We start from the raw sequence: 20,300 nt of genomic DNA, 5'->3' as shown, positions 1-20,300 counted from the left end.
GTAGGGACTCGACAGAGCGGATCGCGAGGCCCTGTCGGAGCCCGATTCTCCGGATGCCCGGCGCGGCCTATAGGTTTTTGCTAATCAGACCGCTAGCGAAAGGGTGATCCGTTGAGCCGCTCGGTTCTCGTCACCGGAGGAAACCGGGGCATCGGCCTCGCCATCGCCCGAGCCTTCGCAGAGGCCGGCGACAAGGTCGCCGTCACGTACCGTTCGGGCGAGCCCCCGGAGGAGCTCACCTCGCTCGGTGTGCTGGCGGTGCGCTGCGACATCACCGACTCCGAGCAGGTGGAGCAGGCCTACAAGGAGATCGAGGAGAAGCACGGCAACGTCGAGGTGCTGGTGGCCAACGCCGGCATCACCAAGGACACGCTGCTGATGCGGATGTCGGAGGAGGACTTCGCGTCCGTCGTCGACACCAACCTCACCGGCACCTTCCGCGTGGTCAAGCGCGCGAACCGCGGCATGCTCCGGGCCAAGAAGGGCCGCGTCGTCCTGATCTCCTCGGTCGTCGGCCTGCTGGGCTCGGCCGGCCAGGCCAACTACGCCGCCTCCAAGGCCGCGCTGGTGGGCTTCGCCCGCTCGCTCGCCCGAGAGCTGGGCTCCCGCAACATCACCTTCAACGTGGTCGCCCCCGGCTTCGTGGACACCGACATGACGAAGGTGCTCACGGACGAGCAGCGTGCGGGCATCGTGGCGAACGTGCCGCTCGCCCGCTACGCGCAGCCCGAGGAGATCGCGGCAGCCGTCAGCTTCCTGGCGTCTGACGACGCCGCGTACATCACCGGAGCCGTCATTCCCGTTGACGGCGGATTGGGCATGGGTCACTGATCACCATGAGCGGAATTCTCGAGGGCAAGCGCATCCTCATCACGGGTGTGCTGATGGAGTCCTCCATCGCTTTCCACACCGCCAGGCTGGCCCAGGAGCAGGGCGCCGAGGTCATCCTCACCGCGTGGCCGCGGCCGTCGCTGACCGAGCGCATCGCCAGGAAGCTCCCCAAGCCGGTCAAGGTGATCGAGCTCGACGTCACCAACGACGAGCACCTCGCCCGCCTGGAGGGCCTCGTCCGCGACGAGCTCGGCGGCCTCGACGGCGTCGTGCACTCCATCGGCTTCGCCCCGCAGGACGCCCTCGGCGGCAACTTCCTGAACACGCCGTTCGAGTCGGTCGCCACCGCCATGCACGTCTCGGCGTTCTCGCTGAAGTCGCTGACGATGGCCTGCAAGCCGCTCTTCCCGGCGGAGGGCGCGGCCGTCGTCGGCCTCACCTTCGACGCGCAGTTCGCCTGGCCGCAGTACGACTGGATGGGCCCGGCCAAGGCCGCCCTGGAGGCCACCAGCCGCTACCTGGCCCGCGACCTGGGCAAGGAGAACATCCGCTGCAACCTGGTCTCGGCCGGCCCGCTCGGCTCCATGGCCGCCAAGTCCATCCCGGGCTTCTCCGACCTGGCGGACACCTGGAACCACCGCTCCATGCTGGAGTGGGACATGAGCGACCCGGAGCCCACGGGCCGCGGTGTCGTCGCGCTGCTGTCGGACTGGTTCCCGAAGACCACCGGCGAGATCGTCCACGTGGACGGCGGCCTGCACGCGATGGGTGCCTGATCCCGGGCCCGTCCCCGTACCGCGGCGATGGCCGCGCCTTCCTCCCGGAAGGCGCGGCCATCGCCGTTTCCGTGTGCGGCGGCGGTGGGTGAGGGGTCCTCAGGGGGGTGCCGCGCGGCCCGGTTCGATCGGATGTCCGAGCCCGGGGTGGATCTTCCCGAGTCGAAAACCGGGACAGATACCTGCAAAATGACCATGCCGGGATCTTCCCGGTGTGTTCGGGGAGGAGGTGCGGGTGTGCGCGCGAGGCCGAGCCGAGCCGTATCGCTGCTGGTCACCTCAGTGTTCCTGACCGGCCTCCTGGGCCCCGGAGCCCTCGCCCAGCCCGGTGTACGGGAACCCGCGCCCGGCCCCGGAGCGGCCGGCCGGGCCGTCGTGGACCTCGACGACATCCCCGCCGAGCCACCCGTACGGCCCGCGCGGCCACCCGTCCGGGAACTCTTCGGCGCCGACTGCGACACACGGATCACCGGCTCCACGGTGGTCGCGTCCTGCCACAACGGCTACCCCGAGACCGACCTGCTCCGCCTCCACGTCGAGTGCGAGCGCTGGTGGGACGTGGACGGGGACGCCGCCCTCGTCCCCCTGGACCCGGCCGGCCGCACCCGGCTCACCGGCCGCTGCTGGAAGGAGGTCCGCACCGCCTGGGTGAGCCACCAGCGCACCCCGGAAGGCCCCTGAGAGGTGTCCTGCCGGTCAGGCCGGGGCCTTGCCCAGGCAGACGAAGGGGTAGCCCGCCGCCTCCGCCGCGGCGGTGTCCGCGTCCCCGCGCCGGATCGCCTCGATCAGCCGGGCGTGGTCCAGATGGTCCGCCGGGTTCAGCTCGGCGCCGACGTCCGTCCGCAGCCAGTCCGCGACCAGGTCGCCGAGGTCCGCGTACAGCTCGATCAGCACGTCGTTGTGCGAGGCCGCCACCACCGCCATGTGCAGGCCCACGTCCGCCGCCACGAACAGCTCCGCGTCCCCGCTCGCCCACGCCTCCTCGCGCCGCGCCAGCAGCGCGTCCAGCTGTACGAGGTCCCGCGCCGTCCGCCGCTCCGCCGCCAGCCGGGCCGCCGAGGACTCCAGCGTCGAGCGCAGCTCCGCGATGTGCCGGGGGTCGGCCCCCGCGAAGCGCCGGTGCATCACCCCGGCCAGCTCGCTGGTGGCGAGCACGTACGTACCCGAACCCTGGCGGATGTCCAGCAGCCCGTTGTGCGCCAGGGCCCGGACCGCCTCCCGCACGGTGTTGCGGGCGACGCCCAGCAGCTCCACCAGCTCGGGCTCGGTGGGGATCCGGCTCCCGACCGGCCACTCGCCGGACGTGATCTGGTTCCGCAGCTGGGCGATCACCTGGTCGACGAGCGCGGATCGCCGGGGCGAGGTCAGCGGCATGGCGGGTGGAACCCCCTCGGGGTCGGCCGGAGCGGCTACGGACGGGACCGTGCAGGACGGTCCACGACTGGACAACCAATCATCCCATGATTCTATGATGGCTGGATGCGCGACGAAGACATCCAGACCATGAACCGCCCGGCGGTCGCGAGCGGCGGCTCCGCCGCCCTGCCCGCACCCGCACCCGCCGCCCCCACGTGGCTGGGCCCGGTACTCGTCGTCGGAATCGTGCTGGCCGCCCTCAACCTGCGGCCCGCCATCACCAGCCTCGGAGCCCTCTTCGAAGAGGCCCGCACCGGCCTCCACATGAGCGGCACCGTCGCCGGGCTCATCACCTCGGTCCCCGCCCTCTGCTTCGCCGTCTTCGGCGTCACCGCCCCCCGGCTCTCCCGCCGCTTCGGCCCGGCCACCGTCGTCTGCGCCGGCATGGCCGCCGTCGCCGCGGGCCTGCTGATCCGCCCCTTCACCGACAACGCCGCCGGATTCCTCGCCGCCAGCGCCCTGTCCCTGGCCGGCATAGCCCTGACCAACGTGCTGCTCCCGGTGATCGTCAAGCGCTACTTCCCGGACCGGGTCGGCACCATGACCGGCCTCTACTCCATGGCCCTGGCCGCCGGCACCTCCCTCGCCGCCGCCGCGACCGTCCCCCTCACCGGGGCCCTCGGCGGCAGCTGGCGCACCGGCCTGCTGATCTGGGCCGTCCTCGCCGCCGCCGCCGTCATGCCCTGGCTGCCCATCGCCGCCGCCGGCCGCCGCGAGAAGGCCGCGGCCCCCGCCGCCGCGACCGGGGCGACCGGCCCCTCCGTGGTCCGCAGCCGCACCGCCTGGGCCCTGGCCTGCTACTTCGGCCTCCAGGCCACCGGCGCCTACGTCACCATGGGCTGGCTCCCGCAGATCTTCCGCGACGCGGGCGTCTCCGCCTCCACCGCCGGAGTCCTGCTCGCCGTCACCATGGTCATGGGCGTCCCCCTGGCCTTCGTCATCCCCGGCCTCGCCGGACGGATGCGCCACCAGGGCCCCATCGCCGCCGTCCTCGGCCTCTTCGGCCTCGCCGGCTACCTCGGGCTCTGGCTCGCCCCCGCCGCCGGAGCCTGGGCCTGGGCCCTGCTGCTCGGCATCTCCAACTGCGCCTTCCCCCTCGTCATCACGATGATCGGGCTGCGCGCCAAGTCCCCGGCCGGGGTCGTCAAGCTCTCCGCCTTCGCCCAGAGCACCGGCTACCTCATCTCCATCCCCGGGCCCCTGGTCATCGGCACCCTCTACCAGCACAGCGGCGGCTGGGACCTCCCGCTCGCCCTGATGGCGGCCCTCCTCGTCCCCCAGATCGCCCTCGGCGTCCTCGCCGGCCGGGACCGCACGATCGAGGCCGAATGCGGCATGGGAGACTGAACGGCATGTCGCCCGTACTCGAACCCAACCCCCAGAACGGCCACAAGAAGCTCGGTCTCGTGCTCGGCGCGATGCTGCTCGTGACCGTGGTCATCGCCGTCATCGCGACCATCGCCTCCCCCTGACACGAGGGGCCCCAGGGGATGGTGGGGATATCCCCACCATCCCCTGGGGGGCCAGGTTCAGGGTTGCCTGGGGTGCGCCCCGGATGGGAACCGCCCCTTCGGATCCATAGATTCGAAGGAGAGCGAGCCCGTCCCACCCGCACACCCACGGAGGCGGCCATGTCGGCCCCCGCACACCTTCCCGCCCCCCGCACCGCCCCCGACACCCGGCTGCACTGGTGGACGCTGGCCCTGCCCGCGCTCGCCTTCGGTCTCCTCCTGCTCCTCCTCGCCGGCTCCGGCCAGGCGCACGCCGCCACCGAAGAGGGCTCCGCCCTCGTCCAGGTCACCCACCAGCTGCTGCGCGCCGTCGGCTGACCCGCGTGCGCCGGGCACGCCCCACCGACGGGGCAAGGCCCCCCAACACCCTGCGCCCGGTGGCTCGTTTCGTGCGAAGCTGGTGGCCATGAGCGCCGACACACCCCGCAGGATCGCCCTCCTCCGGCACGCCAAGGCCGACTGGCCGCAGGTGTCCGACCACGACCGCCCGCTGGCGGAACGCGGCCGCAAGGACGCGCCCGCCGTCGGACTGAAGCTCGCCGAGACCGGCATCACCTTCGACCTGGCCCTCTGCTCCACCGCCGCGCGCACCCGGGAGACCTGGAAGCTCGCCGTCCAGGAACTCCCGTCCCGGCCGAAGACCTCGTACGAGGAGCGGATCTACGAAGCGTCGCCCGGCGAGCTCATCGCCCTGCTGAACGAGACCCCCGACGAGGTGTCCGACCTCATCGTCATCGGCCACAACCCCGGCATGCACGCCCTCGCCGACGTCCTCTGCGGACGCTCCGAGGGCGACACCCTGGCCCGGATGACCCGTACGGGCTTCCCGACCGCCGCGCTGGCCATCGTCTCCTTCACCGGCTCGTGGAAGTCCCTCGAACCCGGCGTGTGCACCCTGCTGGACTACTGGACGCCCAAGGAGCACTGAGCCCGCGACGACGCGCGCCCGGCCGGAGGGCTCCGGCCGGGCGCGCACGCACGTACGGGGTCAGGCCAGGTCGGCCGCTTCCACTTCCTCGCGGGTGACGCCGAGCAGGTACAGCACGGCATCCAGGAAGGGGACGTTCACGGCGGTGTGCGCGGCCTCGCGGACCACCGGCTTGGCGTTGAAGGCGACACCCAGCCCGGCCGCGTTCAGCATGTCCAGGTCGTTGGCGCCGTCACCGATCGCCACCGTCTGCGACAGCGGCACCCCGGCCTCCGCGGCGAAGCGGCGCAGCAGCCGGGCCTTGCCCGCCCGGTCCACGATCTCCCCGGTGACCTTGCCGGTCAGCTTCCCGTCGACGATCTCCAAGGTGTTCGCCGAGGCGAAGTCCAGCCCCAGCCGCTCCCGCAGGTCGTCCGTGACCTGCGTGAACCCGCCGGAGACCACGCCCACCTGGTAGCCCAGCATCTTCAGCGTCCGGATCAGGGTCCGCGCGCCGGGCGTCAGCCGCACCTCGGAGCGGACCTTGTCCACCACCGACGCGTCCAGCCCCGCCAGCAGTGCGACGCGGGCGTGCAGGGACTGCTCGAAGTCCAGCTCGCCGCGCATGGCCCGCTCGGTCACCTCGGCGACCTCCGCCTCGCAGCCGGCGTGCGCGGCGAAGAGCTCGATGACCTCGTCCTGGATCAGGGTCGAGTCCACGTCCATGACCACCAGCCGCTGCGCCCGGCGGTGCAGCCCGGCCGACACCACGGCCACGTCCACGCCGATCTGCGCGGCGGTGGTGGCCAGGGCGGTGCGCAGCGGCTCGGTCTCGACGCCGGAGACGGCGAACTCGACCGCCGTCACCGGGTACTTGGCGAGCCGGAAGATACGGTCGATGTTGCCGCCGGCCGCGGTGATCCGGGCGGCGATGGTGGCGGTGGACTCGGCGGTGAGCGGGTGCCCGAGGACGGTGACGTGGGAGCGGCCGCTGCCGCGCGGCCGGTTGTCACCGGTACCGGAGAGGATCTCCGCCTGCAGCTTGAGCGACTCGGCCCAGCTGTGCACGGTGGCGCGCAGCTCGCCCTCGGAGCCGGCGGCGGGCTTGGTGACGAGGACGCACAGGACGATGCGGTCTCGGGTGACGACCTGCTCGATGTCGACGACGTCGACGGAGTAGGCGGCGAGGGTGTCGAACAGCCCGGCGGTGATCCCGGGACGGTCCTTGCCGAAGATCTTGACGAGGAGGGTGGGGACGTCGGAGGTCTGCGAAGCGCTCATGGTGCCCACACCGTATCTTCCCGCCCCCTCCCGCCGGACCCCCGTCCCACCCTTCAGACGCGCGCCGCGCACCGCCCGGCCGCCGCGCCGGTGCGGGCGCGGCGTGAAGAACGTGAGGGGTACGTGAAGAAGGCGAGCGCCGCACCGGGGGCCGAGAAGTCCCGTATCGCACTCTCCGGGTGTCTTTCGCCCCCGTCAAATGCCGCCCGCGGCCCCCCGCGGAAGGCCCCGATTCCACATGTGGCCGCAGGCCTGAAATAGTTCCACCGGATGTTCGCCATCCCTAGACTCCCTGACGTCGTTCTCCCTGGACGCCAGGGGGATTCTCGGGGGACCTTAAGTGGGGCTGGAGTGCCGGAACTCGTACTGGAATTGAACGGAAGGACCTGGACGCTCGATCCGTCCAGGTCGTACTCGCTGGGGCGCGACCCCCAGGGAGACGTCGTGATCGATGACGCCAGGGTGTCGTGGCGGCACGCCACCATCAGCTGGAACGGCCGGGGTTGGGCCATCGAGGACCACGGCAGCACCAACGGCACCTACGTGCACGGCGCGCGGGTCCAGCAGACGGAGCTCGTGCCGGGCACGCCGGTCCACCTGGGCAACGCCACGGACGGCCCGCGGCTGAATCCGAGCGCCGCGCAGGCACAGCAGCCGGCCTACCAGGCTCCGGCGGCGCAGGCGCAGGCACAGCAGCAGGCCTACCAGGCCCCGGCACAGCAGCAGCCGCAGCAGCCCGCCTGGGAGCAGCAGCAGCCGTACGTGCCGCAGCAGCAGGGCGGCGGAGCCGGGGGCGGCATCCCCGCGCAGCAGGCCGCCGCGGCCCCCGGGTACAGCAGCGACCACCGCAGCCCGACGACGTTCCACCAGATCGCCGTCGGCCGGGTCATGCGCATCGGCCGTGCCCTGGAGAACGAGCTCGTCGTCTCCGACCTCCAGGTCTCGCGCCACCACGCGGAGTTCCGCTCCACCGGCGGCCGCTTCGAGATCCACGACCTCGGCAGCCACAACGGCACCTACGTCAACGGTCAGCCGCTGCCCAAGTCCGGCACCGCGCTGCTCGGCCCGAACGACATCGTGGGCGTCGGCCACTCGACGTTCAAGATCGTCGGCGACCGGCTCGAGGAGTTCGTCGACACCGGTGACGTCTCCTTCTCGGCCCGCCACCTCACGGTCACGGTCGACGGCGGCAAGCAGATCCTCAAGGACGTCACCTTCGGCGTCCCGGAGAAGTCGCTCATCGGCGTCATCGGCCCCTCCGGCTCCGGCAAGTCGACGCTCCTGAAGGCGCTCACCGGCTACCGGCCCGCCGACCAGGGTGACGTCCTCTACGACAACCGCAACCTGTACAAGCAGTTCGCGGAGCTCCGCCAGCGCATCGGCCTGGTCCCGCAGGACGACATCCTGCACAAGGAGCTGAAGGTCTCGACCGCGCTGAAGTACGCGGCCAAGCTCCGCTTCCCGGGCGACACCGCCGAGTCCGAGCGCGCCGCCCGCATCGACGAGGTGCTGCGCGAGCTCAAGCTCGACATCCACAAGGACAAGAAGATCACCTCGCTCTCCGGTGGTCAGCGCAAGCGCGTGTCCGTGGCCCTGGAGCTGCTCACCAAGCCGTCGCTGATCTTCCTGGACGAGCCGACCTCCGGCCTCGACCCGGGCATGGACCGCGACGTCATGCAGCTGCTGCGCGGCCTCGCCGACGACGGCCGCACGGTCCTCGTCGTCACCCACTCCGTGGCCGAGCTGGGGCTGTGCGACAAGCTGCTCGTCATGGCCCCGGGCGGGTCCGTCGCCTACTTCGGCCCGCCGGACGAGGCGCTGAACTTCTTCGGCTACACCACCTGGGCCGACGTGTTCTCCGCCTTCGAGAACTACCGCGACTACGACTGGGCCGGCCGCTGGAAGGGCTCGCAGCACTACCAGCTGTACGCCGCCGACCTCGACGCGGTCGCCCCGCAGCAGGTCGCGATGGCGCCGCAGCAGATGATCCCGCCGAAGCCGCAGGGCTGGGGCTCGCAGCTGTGGACGCTGATGCGCCGCTACGTCTCGGTGATCGCCTCCGACGTGGGCTTCCTCGCCCTGATGGTGCTGATGCCCGCCGTCCTCGGCGTCGTCTCCATCGTGATCCCCGCGAAGTTCGGCCTCGCCCCGCCGACCCCGCCGTCGCGCTTCAACGGCGACGCGGGCACGATCATGCTGATCCTCGCGGTCGGCATGTGCTTCTCGGGCGCGGCCAACTCGGTCCGTGAGCTGATCAAGGAACGCGTCATCTACGAGCGTGAGCGCGCGACCGGCCTGTCCCGGTCCGCGTACCTCATGTCGAAGGTGATCGTCCTCGGCGCGATCACCGCCCTCCAGGGCGTGATCATCTGCGCCATCGCCTTCACCCCGCGCAAGCTGCCCGCCGAGGGCCTGTTCATGAACCCGGCCGTCGAGCTCTGCATCGCGGTCACCTCGCTCGGCTTCACCGCGATGATGTTCGGCCTCGTGATCTCCTCGCTGGTGAAGACCGCCGAGAAGACCATGCCGCTGCTCGTCATGTTCGCCATCGTCCAGGTCGTCTTCACCGGCATCCTGTTCCAGCTGTACGACAAGATCGGCCTGGAGCAGTTCGCCTACCTGATGCCGTCCCGCTGGGCCATCGGCGCCGCCGGCACCACCCTGAACCTGGGCAGGCTCATGGCGCCGTGGGACCCGCAGAACCCCACCAACACCGACCCGCTGTGGGACCACACCGCCGGCCAGTGGTTCATGGACGTCTTCGTCCTGCTGGCGCTCGGTGTGATCTGCGGCTTCGCCGTGGCGCGCCTGCTGCGCCGCCACGAGCCCGAGGTCATGCGCAAGTAGCGGACGGGTCCGCCAGGGCCGCGTACGCGTGGAACGCCTCAGGGCGGCCCCCGGAACTCCGGGGGCCGCCCTGAGGCGCATGGGGGCGTGCGGTGCCTAGTAGGCGCTGTTCACGTTGTCCATCGAGCCGTAGCGGTCGGCGGCGTAGTTGCACGCGGCGACGATGTTCGCGACCGGGTCGTACAGGTCGAACTTCGTGCCCTTGACGTGGTACGTGTTGAAGGTCGGCTGGATGACCTGGAGCAGGCCCTTCGACGGGATGCCGTTCTGCGCGTTGATGTCCCACAGGTTGATCGCGCGGGGGTTGCCGCTCGACTCGCGCATGATGTTGCGGTGGATGCCGGCGTAGCTGCCGGGGATGCCCTCGCGCTTCATGATGGAGAGGGCTTCCTTGATCCAGCCGTCGAGGTTGTTCGCGAAGACCGGCGTGCGGGCCGCGGAACGGCTGGCGGCTTCCTTGGCCTCGCGCTCCTTCTTCGCCTGCGCGGCGGCCTCGGCCTTCGCCGCGTCCTTGGCCTTCTGGTCGGCGACGGCCTGCTGGGCGCCGACGTGCTTCTGCACGGACTGGGTCCAGGCGACCGGGGCGGCATCGAACGTCTGAGCCTGAGCGGTCTCGGTACCGGCGGGGACGAGGGAGAAGGCGAGGGCGGCGGCACCGAGGGTGGCCACACCGGCGATCGACAGCTTGTGTGCCTTCGTCAGACGATAGTGACCGGGCGTGCTGGAAGCAGACATGCGGGGCAACCTCTTCGAATAGCGGGGGCCGCAGGAAAGCGCCGCTCGGATCCGGGATCCGCGGCGCTGTGCGACGGCAGCCATTCTTAGCGGCGGCAAAATGGCCTGGCAAAGGTGTGACGTACGATCCCGGTTAGTGGATCAGGGCCCCCCGCCGGAGCGGCATTGCCGCCCCTGTCGCTAGGGGCGGCCGCACTGACGGCGTCTTTATGCGTCCACTACGCGGCTTCGTAAGTGATGTGCGTCCTATGCCGGGGCTCACATCGGGCCCGCACCGGTCTCACCCAGAGTTGCGACCGCAATTCAATACGTGACCGACCTCAGCCTTCCGGACGAGCCGACCGCCCCCGGGCCTCATCCCCAGGGCAGAGACCCCGCCCCCGCACCCCCCTCCCCAGGCCGTACGCCCTCAGGCCCAGGACCTACGCCCAAGGCCCGATCCCGCAGGTCAGGGCCGCCGGTACGGTGACCCCATGCACAACGGACCCGCTACGGGAGGACTGGCGGCCGTCAGCACCGCGCTGCTCGCCATGAGCCGGCGGCTGGAGGTCCACGACGTCCTGCGCACGATCGTCGCCTCCGCCCGCGAACTGCTGGACGCCGAGTACGCCGCCCTCGGCGTCCCGGACGACCACGGGGGCTTCGCCCAGTTCGTCGTGGACGGCATCAGCGAGGAGCAGTGGCGCCGCATCGGCCCGCTGCCCCGCCAGCACGGCATCCTCGCCGCGATGCTCCACGAGGAGACCCCCGAGCGGCTCGCGGACGTACGCGAGGACCCGCGCTTCGGGGGCTGGCCCGCCGCCCACCCCGAGATGTCCGGCTTCCTGGGCCTGCCCATCAGGGACGGGGAGGAGAACCTGGGCGCCCTCTTCCTCGCCAACAAGAACGGCCCCGGCGGCTTCACCGACGAGGACGAGGCGCTCCTCTCCCTCCTCGCCCAGCACGCCGCCATAGCCCTCACCAACGCGCGCCTCTACGAGCGCAGCCGTGAGCTGACGATCGCCGAGGAGCGCTCCCGGCTCGCCCACGAGCTGCACGACGCCGTCAGCCAGAAGCTGTTCTCCCTGCGCCTGACCGCCCAGGCCGCCGCCGCCCTCGTGGACCGCGACCCGGCCCGCGCCAAGGGGGAGCTCCAGCAGGTCGCCGTGCTCGCCGCGGAGGCCGCCGACGAGCTCCGCGCCGCAGTGACCGAGCTGCGGCCCGCCGCGCTGGACGAGGACGGCCTCGTCCACACGCTGCGCGACCACGTCCGGGTACTGGACCGCGCCCACACCGCGCGCGTCACCTTCACCTGTGACGGCGTACGGGCCCTGCCCGCCTCCCAGGAGGAGGCCCTGCTGCGGGTCGCCCAGGAGGCCCTGCACAACGCCCTGCGGCACTCCGGCGCGGACCGCGTCGAGGTCACCCTGGCCCGCACCCCCGCGGGCGGCGCCGTCCTGCGCGTACGGGACTGGGGCCGGGGCTTCTCCCCGTCCACGGTCCGCAAGGCCGGCCGGCACCTGGGGCTCGTCTCCATGCGGGACCGGGCGAGCGGCGCCGGAGGCCGGCTGGAGGTCCGCTCGGAGCCCGGTGAGGGCACCACGATCGAAATGGAGGTCCCCGGTGGCTGACACCCCCGGCCGCGGCCGGATCCGCGTCCTGCTCGTCGACGACCACCAGGTGGTCCGGCGCGGCCTGCGCACCTTCCTGGAGGTACAGGAGGACATCGAGGTGGTCGGAGAGGCCGCCGACGGGGCGGAGGGCACCGCCCGCGCCGAGGAGCTGCGGCCCGACGTGATCCTCATGGACGTCAAGATGCCCGGCACCGACGGCATCGAGGCCCTGCGGCGGCTGCGGGACCTGGAGAACCCGGCCCGGGTCCTGATCGTCACCAGCTTCACGGAACAGCGGACCGTGGTCCCCGCGCTGCGGGCCGGCGCCGCCGGATACCTCTACAAGGACATCGACCCCGACGCCCTGGCCGGAGCCATCCGCTCCGTGCACGCGGGACACGTACTGCTGCAGCCGGAGGTAGCCGAGGCCCTGCTGGCCGCCCAGGACGACCAGAGCGGCCCCGGGGGCCGGCCGGGGTCGCTGACCGACCGCGAGCGGGAGGTCCTGGGCCTGATCGCCGACGGCCGCTCGAACCGGGAGATCGCCAGGGCGCTCGTACTGTCCGAGAAGACGGTCAAGACGCACGTCTCGAACATCCTGATGAAACTGGACCTCTCCGACCGCACGCAGGCCGCGCTGTGGGCCGTCAGGCACGGCATCGCGGAGTAATGGGCTGAACTGAGATTCATACGGTCGGGTGTATGTCGCCCACATGGCGTATCCCGGCCGGGCGGCCGCCGTTCTCCATGGCGTGCCGCGACGGCTGGTCGCGGCAGACGTACTGGAGGACGAGAACGTGAAGAACTTCAAGAAGGCCGCAGCCGTCACCATGATCGCGGGCGGCCTCGTCGCCGCCGGCGCCGGTGTCTCCTCGGCGCACGGCGGTGCGTCCGCGGAGGGCGAGGCCCTGAACTCGCCCGGCGTGGCCTCCGGGAACCTGCTCCAGGTCCCCGTGCACGTCCCCGTGAACGTGGTCGGCAACACCGTCAGCGTGATCGGCCTGCTCAACGGCGCCTGGGGCAACACCGGCGTCAACGCCTGACCCCCGCCCCGCCCTGCGGCCCCGCTTCCCCCCTTCTCCCCGGGAAGCGGGGCCGCGGCCGTGCGGCCCCGGCCGGCCGCCGGAGGCTACTTCCCCTCCACCGCCGCGTTGTACGCCGCCACCAGCGCCCGCCGCGCCACCCGCTCCACCGGCCGCAGCGCCTCCGCCCGCGCCGCCATCTCCGAGGCCGCCACCGCGCCCCCGTGCCCGCGCTCGTACGCCAGCGACACCATCAGGTCCACCCGCTGCGCCAGCGCCAGCACCCGTACCGCCCGCGCCGGATACCCGGGCGCCAGCACGTCCCGCCCCGCCTCCGCCCGCGCCCGGTACGCCGACAGCGCCGCCTCGGCCACCGGCCCCGACGCCGCCACGTCCAGCCGGGTCAGCACCACCGTCGCCTCGCGCAGCGCCTCGGCCAGCTCCCGCTCCGCCTCACCCAGCGACGGCACGTCCGCCGGCGGGGCCTCCCGTACCGGCAGGCAGTGCCACACCACCGAGACGTGCACGTCACCGGCCGGGCCCGCCTCCGTGACCTCCGGCACCAGCCCCAGGGCGGCCCCCGCGCACACCACCGCCTCCTCGGCCTCCAGCGCCCGCGCGTTGAACTCCGGCGGCCCGCTCAGCCCCAGCGGATGGCCCGCGACCGGCAGCGCCACCCGCAGCCCGGTCACCCCCAGAGTCCGCAGCCGCCCCAGCGCCAGCGTGAGCCCCACCGGCCCCGCCTCACCCGGCAGCCCGGCGACCCGGTGCACGGCGTCCTCGCCCACGATCGACAGCGCCGCCTCGTCGGGCGAGACCAGACCGGCCAGCAGAGCGTTCCCCCAGGCGGCCAGCCGCCCTGAACGTGGTTCGAAAAGCATCCCCCCACTCTACGGATCGGCCCCCCGACCCGGCCTGGCGCCCGGAGCCCTCTCCGAGTGGCGTAGGTTTTCCCCTGGGGCCGCGCCTACAGGCGCGCACAGAGAACCGTGACTGCAAGGGGTGACAACACGCTCATGAGCGATGTTCTGGAGCTGGTGGACGTATCCGTGGTCCGCGAGGGCCGGGCTCTGGTGGACCAGGTCTCCTGGTCGGTCAAGGAGGGGGAGCGCTGGGTCATCCTCGGCCCCAACGGCGCCGGCAAGACCACGCTGCTGAACCTCGCCTCCAGCTACCTCTTCCCCACCAAGGGCACGGCCACCATCCTCGGCAGCACCCTCGGCAAGCCCGGCAGCGACGTCTTCGAGCTGCGCCCGCGCATCGGCGTCGCCGGCATCGCGCTCGCCGACAAGCTCCCGAAGCGGCAGACCGTCCTGCAGACCGTGCTCACCGCCGCCTACGGCATGACCGCGACCTGGCAGGAGGAGTACGAGGACATCGACGAGCAGCGCGCCCGCGCGTTCCTCGACCGCCTCGGCATGACCGACTACCTCGACCGCAAGTTCGGCACCCTCTCCGAGGGCGAGCGCAAGCGCACCCTGATCGCCCGCGCCCTGATGACCGACCCCGAGCTGCTCCTCCTCGACGAGCCCGCCGCCGGCCTCGACCTCGGCGGCCGCGAGGACCTCGTGCGGCGCCTCGGCCGCCTGGCCCGCGACCCCCTGGCCCCGTCCATGGTCATGGTCACGCACCACGTCGAGGAGATCGCCCCCGGCTTCACGCACGTCCTGATGATCCGGCAGGGCAAGGTCGTCGCCGCCGGTCCCATCGAGCTGGAGCTGACCTCCCGCAACCTCTCCCTCTGCTTCGGCCTCCCGCTCATCGTCGAGCGCAACGAGCACGAGCGCTGGAGCGCCCAGGGCCTGCCCCTGCGCTAGGCACCGCCGTTCGCGCCCTGTCCGGCCGCGCCCGCCCGACCTACCATGACCATGTGGACATCGACGCATGGGTGTGGTGGCTCATCGGCGCGGTCGGACTGGGCATCCCCCTCGTCCTGACCGCCCTGCCGGAGTTCGGCATGTTCGCCGTCGGCGCGGTCGCCGCGGCCGTCACCGCGGCCTTCGGCGGGGGAGTGGTCGCCCAGGTCCTGGTCTTCGTGATCGTGTCGGTCGCGCTGATCGCCGTCGTACGGCCGATCGCCAACCGCCACCGCGACCAGCGGCCCCAACACCGCAGCGGCATCGAGGCGTTGAAGGGCAGATCCGCCGTCGTCCTCGAACGGGTCGACGGCAGCGGCGGCCGCATCAAGCTGGCCGGCGAGATCTGGTCCGCCCGCACCCTCGACTCGGACACCAGCTTCGAACCCGGCCAGTCCGTAGACGTCGTCGACATCGACGGAGCGACCGCGGTCGTCATGTGACAAGCAGCCCACCCGCGGCCCCGGGGTCTGCGAGACTCCGATCAACGGGGCAGCACAGACAGCCGGAAGGGCACGGGGAACCGCATGCAACCGATCATCATCGTCCTGATCATCCTGGTGGTACTGGTCTTCATCGCCCTGGTCAAGACGATCCAGGTGATCCCGCAGGCCAGCGCAGCCATCGTCGAGCGGTTCGGCCGCTACACCCGCACCCTCAACGCGGGCCTCAACATCGTCGTCCCGTTCATCGACTCCATCCGCAACCGGATCGACCTCCGCGAACAGGTCGTCCCCTTCCCGCCGCAGCCGGTCATCACCCAGGACAACCTGGTCGTCAACATCGACACCGTTATCTACTACCAGGTGACCGACGCCCGCGCCGCCACGTACGAAGTGGCCAGCTACATCCAGGCCATCGAGCAGCTCACCGTCACCACCCTGCGCAACATCATCGGCGGCATGGACCTGGAGCGGACCCTCACCTCCCGCGAGGAGATCAACGCCGCCCTGCGCGGGGTCCTCGACGAGGCCACCGGCAAGTGGGGCATCCGCGTCAACCGCGTCGAGCTGAAGGCCATCGAGCCGCCGACCTCCATCCAGGACTCGATGGAGAAGCAGATGCGCGCCGACCGCGACAAGCGCGCCGCGATCCTCCAGGCCGAGGGCGTCCGCCAGTCGGAGATCCTGCGCGCCGAGGGCGAGAAGCAGTCCTCCATCCTGCGCGCCGAGGGCGAGGCCAAGGCCGCTGCCCTGAGGGCCGAGGGCGAGGCCCAGGCCATCCGCACCGTCTTCGAGTCCATCCACGCCGGCGACGCCGACCAGAAGCTCCTCGCCTACCAGTACCTCCAGATGCTCCCGAAGATCGCCGAGGGCGACGCCAACAAGCTCTGGATCGTGCCCAGCGAGATCGGGGACGCACTCAAGGGACTCTCGGGCGCCATGGGCAACTTCGGACCCCTCGGCGGCGGTTCGGCCGGCTTCAACCCGCAGAACCCCGGCAAGGGCACCCCCGCCCAGGACACCCCCGCGGAGCGGCGCGAACAGCCCCCCATCGACTGACCGCGTCCTCCCCTTCGTGCATGATCGGTGAGGCCCCTCGACCTTCATGGCGGGGAGGCGACTCACTCACACAAAGGGGATGGCTCCGTCCATGTCCATGTCCATCTGGGAATCGCTCGCGGTCTTCGGCGCCGGAATCGGCGCCGGCACCATCAACACCATCGTCGGCTCCGGCACCCTGATCACCTTCCCGGTGCTCCTCGCCACCGGCCTGCCCCCGGTCACCGCCAACGTCTCCAACACCCTCGGCCTGGTGCCCGGTTCCATCAGCGGGGCCATCGGCTACCGCAAGGAACTCCAGGGCCAGCGCGCCCGCATCGTGCGGCTCGGCGCCGTCTCCCTCGTCGGCGGCCTCGCGGGCGCCATCCTCCTCCTGACCCTGCCGTCGGACTCCTTCGACACGATCGTGCCCGTCCTCATCGGCCTGGCCCTCGTACTCGTCGTCCTCCAGCCCCGGCTCGCCGCGGCCCTGCGCCGCCGCCAGGAAGCCGCAGGAGGCGATCCGGGCAAAGCGGACGGCGGTACGCCGCTGCTGGCCGGCATGCTGCTCTCCAGCGCGTACGGAGGCTACTTCGGCGCCGCGCAGGGCGTCCTCTACGTGGGCCTGATGGGGCTGCTGCTCCACGAGGACATGCAACGGATCAACGCCGTCAAGAACGTCGTCGCCGCGCTCGTCAACGGCATCGCTGCCGTCTTCTTCCTCTTCGTCGCCGACTTCGACTGGACGGCCGTCCTCCTCATCGCCGTCGGCTCCACCATCGGCGGCCAGATCGGCGCCAAGGTCGGCCGCCGACTCCCCCCGACCGCCCTGCGCGGAGTCATCGTGACGGTCGGGATCCTGGCCATCGTCCAACTCCTCCTCCGCTGAGCGACGTAGCGGAAATACGCCGCCCAACGGGCCCGGGGAGACGCCGGACTACGCGGTGCGCGCCAGCCACTCCGGCAGCGCGTCCTCCCCGCCCACCCCCAGAGCGAGCAGCATCGCGTCCGCCGGAGAAGGCACGAAGGGCTTCCGCAGCAGCGGCATCCCCGCCTCCTCCGGCGTCCGGGCCGCCTTGCGGTGATTGTCCTCGGCGCAGGAGGCCACCGTGTTCAGCCACGTGTCACCACCCCCCTGGGCCCGCGGCAGCACATGGTCCACGGTCGTCGCGCGCTTGCCGCAGTACGCGCACCGGTGCTGGTCCCTGACCAGCACCCCCCGCCGTGACCAGGGAGCATGTCTTCGGAAGGGCACCCGTACGTACCGGCACAGCCGGATCACGCGCGGCATCGGAAGCTCCATGGTGGCCGCACGCACCCGCAGCTCGGGATGCGACTGTTCGACGACGGCCTTGTCCTGCAGAACCAGCACGACCGCCCGGTTCAGCGTCACCGTCGACAGCGGCTCGAAGCTCGCGTTCAGTACCAGCGTGTCCCGCATCTCGCCCACCTCCCGTGTGCAGGCCCGCGACCACCCTGGCGGCAAGGCCCGCACCCACTCTGGCCGCGCGCGCCACGCGGGACAACGCAATAAAAATGCCCGGTCCTGGCCTTCTTTAGACCAGGACCGGGCAAACAGCGGGAGAACGATCAACGCGCCGCCGGCGACTCGTACTCACCGATCAGCTGGGCACGGCCGATGGAGTGGAACCGGAGGTGGAAACCGACCGACGCCGGCGAGGAGTCCTCGTCCGTCCCCAGCTCCTCCCGGTCCACCGCGTACACGGTGAACACGTACCGGTGCCGCTCCCCGCGCGGCGGAGCCGCCCCGCCGAAGTCCCGCGTGCCGTAGTCGTTGCGCGCGTGCACCGCACCCTCCGGCAGCCCCTCGAAGTCCCCGCTGCCCGCACCGGCCGGCAGCGAGGTCACCGAGGCCGGGATGTCGAAGAGCACCCAGTGCCAGAACCCGCTGCCCGTCGGCGCGTCCGGGTCGAAGCAGGTCACCGCGAAACTCTTCGTCTCCTTCGGGAACCCCTCCCAGCTCAGCTCCGGCGAGAGGTTCTTGCCCGTCAGGACCTGGGCCGCGTGCAGGTCGGCCCCCGGCGCGACGTCCACGCTGGTCACCGTGAAGGACTCCACCTCGGGGTGGAAGTCGTGCGGAAGGGGAGCCCTTTTCTGTTCGGCCACTGCTGTCCTCCTGGATCGGATGAGGGGTACGCGTCCGAGCCTAGAACCAGTTGCGCTGCGAACCGACCGAGGCGATCCACTGGTTCAGGTACGCCGCCCAGTCGGTCCCCTGATACGACTGCAGACCCACCTGGAAGCAGCGGTAGGTGTCGCTGCCCTCGCTGAACAGCCCCGGCTTCTTGTCCATCTCCAGCACGACGTCCATCTCGTGCCCGTCCGAGACGAAGGTCAGCTCGACCTGGTTCAGCCCCCGGTACTGCGACGGCGGCAGGAACTCGATCTCCTGGTAGAACGGCAGCGTCTGCCGGGTCCCGCGGATGTGCCCGCGCTCCATGTCCGCGCTGCGGAAGGTGAAGCCCAGCTGCCGGAAGGCGTCCAGGATCGCCTGCTGCGCCGGCACCGGGTGCACGTTGATCGGGTCCAGGTCGCCCGCGTCCACCGCGCGCGCGATCTCCAGCTCGGTGCTGACCCCGATGTTCATCCCGTGCAGGTGCTGGCCGCCGAAGTGGGTCACCGGCGTCTCCGCCGGGATCTCCAGCCCGAAGGGCACCACGTGCAGCGCACCGGGCTGCACCTTGAAGGCACCGCCGAGGCGCTGCTTGGTGAAGACGATGTCCTGCTTGTACTCGTTGTCGCCGCCCTCCACCTCCACCCGCGCCTGCAGCCCGACGGACAGCCCCTCGATCTGCTGCTCGACGGACCCGCCCTGGATCCGCACCTCGCCCTGGACGATCCCGCCCGGCACCACGTTCGGCTCGGTGATGACCGTGTCCACCGAAGCACCGCCGGCACCCAGGCTCGCGAACAGCTTCCTGAAGCCCATCTCAATCTCCCCTACACAGATATGCGGATCCACTGACCCCTTACCACTGCGGAACCATAGGGCCCGGTTGCAGCCGCACGCGTTCCACTACGCTCGACCGGATGAGCGCGCGCCCCGACCGTACGCCCCTGTCCCGGTCCTTCTTCGACCGCCCGGTCCTCACCGTGGCACCCGACCTGCTCGGCAGGATCCTGGTCCGCCGTACTCCGGAGGGCCCCATGGAACTGCGCATCACGGAGGTGGAGGCGTACGAGGGCGAGGCCGACCCCGGCTCCCACGCCTACCGAGGCCGCACCGCCCGCAACGCGTCGATGTTCGGCCCGCCCGGACACGCGTACGTCTACTTCATCTACGGCATGTGGTTCAGCCTCAACCTGGTCTGCGGCCCGCCGGGCCACGCGAGCGGGGTGCTGCTGCGTGCGGGGGAGGTGACGGTGGGCGCGGAGCTGGCTGCCAAACGTCGGCTTTCAGCCAGAAACCCGCGTGAACTGGCCAGGGGGCCGGCCCGCCTGGCCACGGCCCTGGACGTGGACCGCTCCCTCGACGGCGCGGACCTCTGCGGGGGCCCCGAATCCCCCCTGTCCCTCCTCACCGGCACCCCCACCCCGCCCGACCAGGTCGGCAACGGCCCCCGCACGGGCGTGGGCGGCGCCGGCGCGGCCCACCCCTACCGCTACTGGATCACCGGCGACCCCACCGTCAGCCCCTACCGGGCCCACGCGCCGCGCCGCCGCTCAACTTGACTCGATCTTGGGAGACGCCTAACGTAGCCCGAGCCGCTTGAACGGGGCGCTGTCTTCAACAGCCCTCCGGAGCGGCCAAACCACTACCTACGACTTACCCCTGGCGGGGTCTTATTCGGCATGCCCGAATTCCCTGCCGACCGGCTCGATTATGAGTCGGCAGGGAAAAGCGTTAACGTAGTGACCACGCCGAAAGGGAAAGCGCGAAAGCGCAGGACCTGGAAAGCAAGCGAGAAAGACTCTGATAGAGTCTGAATCGCAAGAACGAAGAACGAAAGCCCGGAGGAAAGCCCGAGAGGGTGAGTACAAAGGAAGCGTCCGTTCCTTGAGAACTCAACAGCGTGCCAAAAAT

Annotated in this window: 23 protein-coding genes; 16 read left to right on the top strand and 7 right to left on the bottom strand. The window is 71.2% G+C overall.

The annotated features are described in order from the left end of the window. The first annotated feature begins 111 nt into the window (after nt 1-111). The 3 genes from fabG to ACZ518_RS12290 all read left to right on the top strand — a co-directional run bounded on the left by fabG (nt 112) and on the right by ACZ518_RS12290 (nt 2,288). Nucleotides 112-831, top strand: coding sequence for a 3-oxoacyl-[acyl-carrier-protein] reductase (fabG, locus tag ACZ518_RS12300; protein WP_469112982.1), 720 nt, complete (start codon nt 112-114; stop codon nt 829-831). 5 nt (nt 832-836) lie between these two features. Continuing rightward, nucleotides 837-1,607: an enoyl-ACP reductase FabI gene (gene fabI, locus ACZ518_RS12295; protein WP_469112981.1), complete on the top strand. Its 771-nt coding sequence runs from the start codon at nt 837-839 to the stop codon at nt 1,605-1,607. Between the two features lie 237 nt (nt 1,608-1,844). Continuing rightward, complete coding sequence (locus ACZ518_RS12290) at nt 1,845-2,288, top strand: hypothetical protein (RefSeq protein WP_469112980.1); 444 nt, start codon at nt 1,845-1,847, stop codon at nt 2,286-2,288. A 15-nt stretch (nt 2,289-2,303) separates the two neighbouring features. Here ACZ518_RS12290 and ACZ518_RS12285 read toward each other — a convergent pair whose 3' ends face one another. Continuing rightward, nucleotides 2,304-2,981, bottom strand: a complete 678-nt coding sequence (locus ACZ518_RS12285; protein WP_469112979.1) for a FadR/GntR family transcriptional regulator — start codon at nt 2,979-2,981, stop codon at nt 2,304-2,306. A gap of 105 nt (nt 2,982-3,086) precedes the next feature. Between ACZ518_RS12285 and ACZ518_RS12280 the strand changes: the two genes are divergently transcribed. The 4 genes from ACZ518_RS12280 to ACZ518_RS12265 all read left to right on the top strand — a co-directional run bounded on the left by ACZ518_RS12280 (nt 3,087) and on the right by ACZ518_RS12265 (nt 5,462). Then, a complete protein-coding gene (locus tag ACZ518_RS12280; RefSeq protein ID WP_469112978.1) occupies nt 3,087-4,370 on the top strand; it encodes a CynX/NimT family MFS transporter in 1,284 nt (427 codons plus the stop codon). Between the two features lie 5 nt (nt 4,371-4,375). Further along, nucleotides 4,376-4,495 carry an SGM_5486 family transporter-associated protein gene (locus ACZ518_RS12275; RefSeq protein WP_260618654.1) on the top strand — a complete coding sequence of 40 codons (120 nt, stop codon included), beginning with the start codon at nt 4,376-4,378 and terminating at the stop codon, nt 4,493-4,495. A 159-nt stretch (nt 4,496-4,654) separates the two neighbouring features. Beyond that, a complete protein-coding gene (locus ACZ518_RS12270; protein ID WP_469112977.1) occupies nt 4,655-4,852 on the top strand; it encodes a hypothetical protein in 198 nt (65 codons plus the stop codon). Nucleotides 4,853-4,940: 88 nt separating this feature from the next. Next, entirely contained in the window at nt 4,941-5,462 is a 522-nt protein-coding gene (locus tag ACZ518_RS12265; RefSeq protein WP_469112976.1) for a SixA phosphatase family protein, read from the top strand. A 60-nt stretch (nt 5,463-5,522) separates the two neighbouring features. On the opposite strand, the gene serB is transcribed toward ACZ518_RS12265, so the two are convergent. Next, a complete protein-coding gene (gene serB / locus ACZ518_RS12260) occupies nt 5,523-6,722 on the bottom strand; it encodes a phosphoserine phosphatase SerB (RefSeq protein ID WP_469112975.1) in 1,200 nt (399 codons plus the stop codon). A gap of 351 nt (nt 6,723-7,073) precedes the next feature. On the opposite strand from serB, the gene ACZ518_RS12255 reads away from it, so the two are divergent. After that, a complete protein-coding gene (locus ACZ518_RS12255) occupies nt 7,074-9,569 on the top strand; it encodes an ABC transporter ATP-binding protein/permease (protein ID WP_469112974.1) in 2,496 nt (831 codons plus the stop codon). Nucleotides 9,570-9,665: 96 nt separating this feature from the next. On the opposite strand, the gene ACZ518_RS12250 is transcribed toward ACZ518_RS12255, so the two are convergent. Continuing rightward, nucleotides 9,666-10,304 carry a transglycosylase SLT domain-containing protein gene (locus tag ACZ518_RS12250; RefSeq protein WP_469112973.1) on the bottom strand — a complete coding sequence of 213 codons (639 nt, stop codon included), beginning with the start codon at nt 10,302-10,304 and terminating at the stop codon, nt 9,666-9,668. A gap of 473 nt (nt 10,305-10,777) precedes the next feature. On the opposite strand from ACZ518_RS12250, the gene ACZ518_RS12245 reads away from it, so the two are divergent. The 3 genes from ACZ518_RS12245 (at nt 10,778) to ACZ518_RS12235 (ending at nt 12,939) form a co-directional block, all read left to right on the top strand. Next, entirely contained in the window at nt 10,778-11,914 is a 1,137-nt protein-coding gene (locus tag ACZ518_RS12245; RefSeq protein ID WP_469112972.1) for a GAF domain-containing sensor histidine kinase, read from the top strand. Beyond that, on the top strand, nt 11,907-12,566 hold the full coding sequence (locus ACZ518_RS12240; protein WP_469112971.1) for a response regulator: 660 nt from the start codon (nt 11,907-11,909) through the stop codon (nt 12,564-12,566). Before ACZ518_RS12245 ends, ACZ518_RS12240 begins: the two co-directional genes overlap by 8 nt. 127 nt (nt 12,567-12,693) lie before the next feature. Continuing rightward, nucleotides 12,694-12,939: a chaplin gene (locus tag ACZ518_RS12235; protein WP_042803098.1), complete on the top strand. Its 246-nt coding sequence runs from the start codon at nt 12,694-12,696 to the stop codon at nt 12,937-12,939. An 86-nt stretch (nt 12,940-13,025) separates the two neighbouring features. On the opposite strand, the gene ACZ518_RS12230 is transcribed toward ACZ518_RS12235, so the two are convergent. Next, nucleotides 13,026-13,799: a hypothetical protein gene (locus ACZ518_RS12230; RefSeq protein WP_469112970.1), complete on the bottom strand. Its 774-nt coding sequence runs from the start codon at nt 13,797-13,799 to the stop codon at nt 13,026-13,028. A 135-nt stretch (nt 13,800-13,934) separates the two neighbouring features. Between ACZ518_RS12230 and ACZ518_RS12225 the strand changes: the two genes are divergently transcribed. The 4 genes from ACZ518_RS12225 to ACZ518_RS12210 all read left to right on the top strand — a co-directional run bounded on the left by ACZ518_RS12225 (nt 13,935) and on the right by ACZ518_RS12210 (nt 17,144). Continuing rightward, nucleotides 13,935-14,735: an ABC transporter ATP-binding protein gene (locus ACZ518_RS12225; protein ID WP_469112969.1), complete on the top strand. Its 801-nt coding sequence runs from the start codon at nt 13,935-13,937 to the stop codon at nt 14,733-14,735. A 53-nt stretch (nt 14,736-14,788) separates the two neighbouring features. Then, nucleotides 14,789-15,217, top strand: a complete 429-nt coding sequence (locus tag ACZ518_RS12220; protein WP_469112968.1) for an NfeD family protein — start codon at nt 14,789-14,791, stop codon at nt 15,215-15,217. 84 nt (nt 15,218-15,301) lie between these two features. Beyond that, nucleotides 15,302-16,276 carry an SPFH domain-containing protein gene (locus ACZ518_RS12215; RefSeq protein ID WP_469112967.1) on the top strand — a complete coding sequence of 325 codons (975 nt, stop codon included), beginning with the start codon at nt 15,302-15,304 and terminating at the stop codon, nt 16,274-16,276. Nucleotides 16,277-16,373: 97 nt separating this feature from the next. Further along, complete coding sequence (locus ACZ518_RS12210) at nt 16,374-17,144, top strand: sulfite exporter TauE/SafE family protein (protein WP_469113461.1); 771 nt, start codon at nt 16,374-16,376, stop codon at nt 17,142-17,144. Between the two features lie 48 nt (nt 17,145-17,192). Here ACZ518_RS12210 and ACZ518_RS12205 read toward each other — a convergent pair whose 3' ends face one another. From ACZ518_RS12205 to ACZ518_RS12195, 3 genes are all read right to left on the bottom strand, one after another. Beyond that, on the bottom strand, nt 17,193-17,696 hold the full coding sequence (locus ACZ518_RS12205) for an HNH endonuclease (protein WP_042800736.1): 504 nt from the start codon (nt 17,694-17,696) through the stop codon (nt 17,193-17,195). Between the two features lie 149 nt (nt 17,697-17,845). After that, nucleotides 17,846-18,382 carry a YbhB/YbcL family Raf kinase inhibitor-like protein gene (locus tag ACZ518_RS12200; RefSeq protein ID WP_469112966.1) on the bottom strand — a complete coding sequence of 179 codons (537 nt, stop codon included), beginning with the start codon at nt 18,380-18,382 and terminating at the stop codon, nt 17,846-17,848. Nucleotides 18,383-18,422: 40 nt separating this feature from the next. Further along, nucleotides 18,423-19,205 (bottom strand): sporulation protein, encoded by a 783-nt coding sequence (locus tag ACZ518_RS12195; protein WP_385769253.1) that lies wholly within the window; start codon nt 19,203-19,205, stop codon nt 18,423-18,425. Between the two features lie 101 nt (nt 19,206-19,306). Here ACZ518_RS12195 and ACZ518_RS12190 point away from each other — a divergent pair, with 101 nt between their 5' ends. Further along, complete coding sequence (locus tag ACZ518_RS12190) at nt 19,307-19,948, top strand: DNA-3-methyladenine glycosylase (protein WP_469112965.1); 642 nt, start codon at nt 19,307-19,309, stop codon at nt 19,946-19,948. Nucleotides 19,949-20,300 lie beyond the last annotated feature (352 nt).

It is taken from the genome of Streptomyces sp. NPDC033966, assembly GCF_055575955.1.
This window is presented reverse-complemented; position numbering and strand designations above follow the sequence as displayed.